The organism is Streptomyces himastatinicus ATCC 53653, from assembly GCF_000158915.1.
GTDB classification, from domain to species: Bacteria; Actinomycetota; Actinomycetes; order Streptomycetales; family Streptomycetaceae; genus Streptomyces; species Streptomyces himastatinicus.
The window spans coordinates 10,406,719-10,409,083 of sequence record NZ_GG657754.1; the positions used below are offsets into that span (position 1 = coordinate 10,406,719).

Annotated in this window: 4 protein-coding genes; 2 read left to right on the forward strand and 2 right to left on the reverse strand. The window is 73.0% G+C overall.

The features are described 5' to 3' along the window. The first annotated feature begins 166 nt into the window (after positions 1-166). Complete coding sequence (locus SSOG_RS43750) at positions 167-349, forward strand: hypothetical protein (protein WP_039940185.1); 183 nt, start codon at positions 167-169, stop codon at positions 347-349. A 218-nt stretch (positions 350-567) separates the two neighbouring features. Here SSOG_RS43750 and SSOG_RS43755 read toward each other — a convergent pair whose 3' ends face one another. Together SSOG_RS43755 and SSOG_RS43760 are read right to left on the reverse strand one after the other, a co-directional pair. Continuing rightward, complete coding sequence (locus tag SSOG_RS43755; protein ID WP_009720753.1) at positions 568-1,362, reverse strand: hypothetical protein; 795 nt, start codon at positions 1,360-1,362, stop codon at positions 568-570. An 83-nt stretch (positions 1,363-1,445) separates the two neighbouring features. After that, positions 1,446-1,982: a PadR family transcriptional regulator gene (locus SSOG_RS43760; RefSeq protein WP_009720754.1), complete on the reverse strand. Its 537-nt coding sequence runs from the start codon at positions 1,980-1,982 to the stop codon at positions 1,446-1,448. Positions 1,983-2,095: 113 nt separating this feature from the next. Here SSOG_RS43760 and SSOG_RS43765 point away from each other — a divergent pair. After that, on the forward strand, positions 2,096-2,365 hold a 270-nt coding region (locus SSOG_RS43765; RefSeq protein WP_039942769.1), incomplete at its 3' end, for an alpha/beta fold hydrolase.

A 2,365-nucleotide genomic window follows, 5' to 3' on the forward strand; every position in this document is an offset into this window, starting at 1 on the left:
GGTCGCGGAGGGTGGGGGTCACAGCTCTGACGCATTCCTCAAATTTGACTACCCGGAGTGGGCGGCCGAGGGTACAGGACGGCGGGCCGGATGTGGAACCGGCGGCCGCCGGTGTCCGTTGTGAGGAGTGAATACGGCTATGGGCCGGGTTAAGGAGGCGGGTGCGATGTCCACGCGCGCGAAGGTCGCCGCCGGAGGTGTGGCGGCGGGTGTGATCCTGCTGTGGCTGCTGCCCTTCTGGGCCGCGCTGCTGGTGATGGTCGGCGTGCCGGTGGGCGCCTACCTGCTGCTGGACCCGTCGCAGCGGCGCAGGCTGCGCGGGGTCTCCCGCAAGCAGCTGGGGCGCTGACCCAGGCGCCCGGGCCTCGGCCCCCGGGCGAGGCATCGGGCCACCGGCCGGGTTCGGGAGCGGGGGCGGCGCGCGCCTGGGAGTGACCGCGCAATACCGATCGCGGATCGTCCCGGCTCCCTACCCCGGCCGGTCACGGACGTACGGCCGCGCCGTCGGCGGCTGTGCGGAAGCGCGTCTACGGGGCGTGGGCAGGCCGTACGCAGCGCCCCCCGTACTCAGTGCGGTCGTACGGCCAGCTCGTCCAGCGCCGTCAGCAGCCCCGGCAGCTCCGGACCGCGGCCGACCGGCAGTACCTCGCCCGGCTCCTCGTCCAGCAGCACGAACGCGATGTCGTCCGTCCGCGCCACCATGCTCCAGCCCGGCCCGTCCGCCCGTAGCGTCCGCGCGTCACCCGCGGCGAACGCGGACCGGATCCGGCCCAGCGGCGGAGGGGTGTCCAGGTAGCCGCGTGCCTCCGCCAGCACGCGCCGCACACCCCCGTGCGGCTTCTCGCCCGGGGCCACGAACGTCACGTCGCCGTCGACCTGTTCGCGCCAGATCGCCCACTGGAGCGCGATCTCGTCCGCGCCGAGCCGCCGCTGCGCCGGACCCCACTGCCCGGAGTCCGGTGGTGCGAGCGGCGGCCGGGCCGCGCCCCCGGGCTGAGCGTCGGGCGCGGGGTCGTGCGGCGCCGGTACGCCCGGAGCGGCCACCGCCACCGCGAGCGGCCAGCCGGGCAGGGAGGCGACCACGGTCCGGTCGTCGAGCGACAGCGCGTACTCCATGCCGCAGTCCCAGGTCGCGATGGCGATCGCGACGAGCGACACATCGTCGGTGACCACCGTCCAGCGGGCGCCCTTGCCGTCCTGCCCCAGCACCAGTCCGTAACCCGGCTCGTACGGCTCCATCCCGAGCGCGGCGCACGCCTCGGGGTAGTCGTCGCCGAGCACGCTCGGGAACTGTGCGGGCGTCAGCAGCACGGCGGTCAGCACAAACAGGGCTTCCTCGCCCGACTCCTCCGTGGCGGACACGGCGGCCTCCTCTTGCTGTTCTTCGTCCGGCGCACCCTAACCAGCCGGTAGGCGCGGCGTCGAGACTCCGGTCCGCGGTTGCCTCAGGTCCCGTCCCCGGTCCGCAGCGCGTCCAGGGTGCGCCGCAGCCAGGACAGTTCGGCCTGACTGGTGGCGCGCGCGATGGTGAGGACGCCCCGCCGGAAGGGATCCTCCACCTCCTCCGCGCGCAGCGGCCGGTCGCCTTCGTAGAAGAAGCTGGAGGGGCGTCGCAGAAAGGCCAGGCGGCGTTCGAGCACGGCCGCCTGCCGCGCCGGGTCGTCCAGATGCCGCAGGAACGACAGCAGGGTGAACCAGCGATTCTCGTCCGTGATGTCGCCCTCGGCCGGATCCGCGAGACGGCGGCGCAGCTCGGCGCGCCCCTCGGCCGTCAGGGTCAGGACATGCCGGGGCGCCGCCCCCGCACCCGGCCGGGTCTCGCGGGCCAGCAGCCCCGCCTTTTCCAGCCGCTTGATGGCCGGGTAGAGCGTGCTCTCGGCCACCGGTTTGACGTGCCCGGTCAGTGCGGTGATGCGCTTGCGCAGCTCGTAGCCGTGCAGCGGCGCGTCATGGAGGAAGCCGAGGATGGCGAGTTCGAGCATGCCCGCATTGTGACGCACTCCGCTGTACCTCGAAGGCGCAATACCTCCGTAACGATGTATTGTCCGAGAGCACTCAGAAGCTTCAGAAGCATCGAGCGACGGGAGGGAAGGCCATGCACGAAGCTCCATTCGGCCCGGAGGGGGCCCGGATCCGCTGGACCGAGGCCGGTGGAGACGGCGAGGGCGGTGCGCCCCGGGTCTACGTCCACGGCCTCGGCGCGGTCTCGGCCGTCTATCACGCGCACATCGCCGCCGATCCGGCCCTCGCCGGGCGGCGTTCGCTCTTCGTCGACCTGCCCGGTCACGGCATCAGTGATCGCCCCGCCGACTTCGGGTACACCTTGGAGGACCATGCCGACGCGCTCGCGTCCGCCCTCGATACG

What these genes read in the sequence shown, in the direction of transcription:
- SSOG_RS43750 (WP_039940185.1), top strand. Translation starts at nt 167, where the DNA reads ATGTCCACGCGCGCGAAGGTCGCCGCCGGAGGTGTGGCGGCGGGTGTG.
- SSOG_RS43760 (WP_009720754.1), bottom strand. Translation starts at nt 1,982, where the DNA reads ATGCTCGAACTCGCCATCCTCGGCTTCCTCCATGACGCGCCGCTGCAC.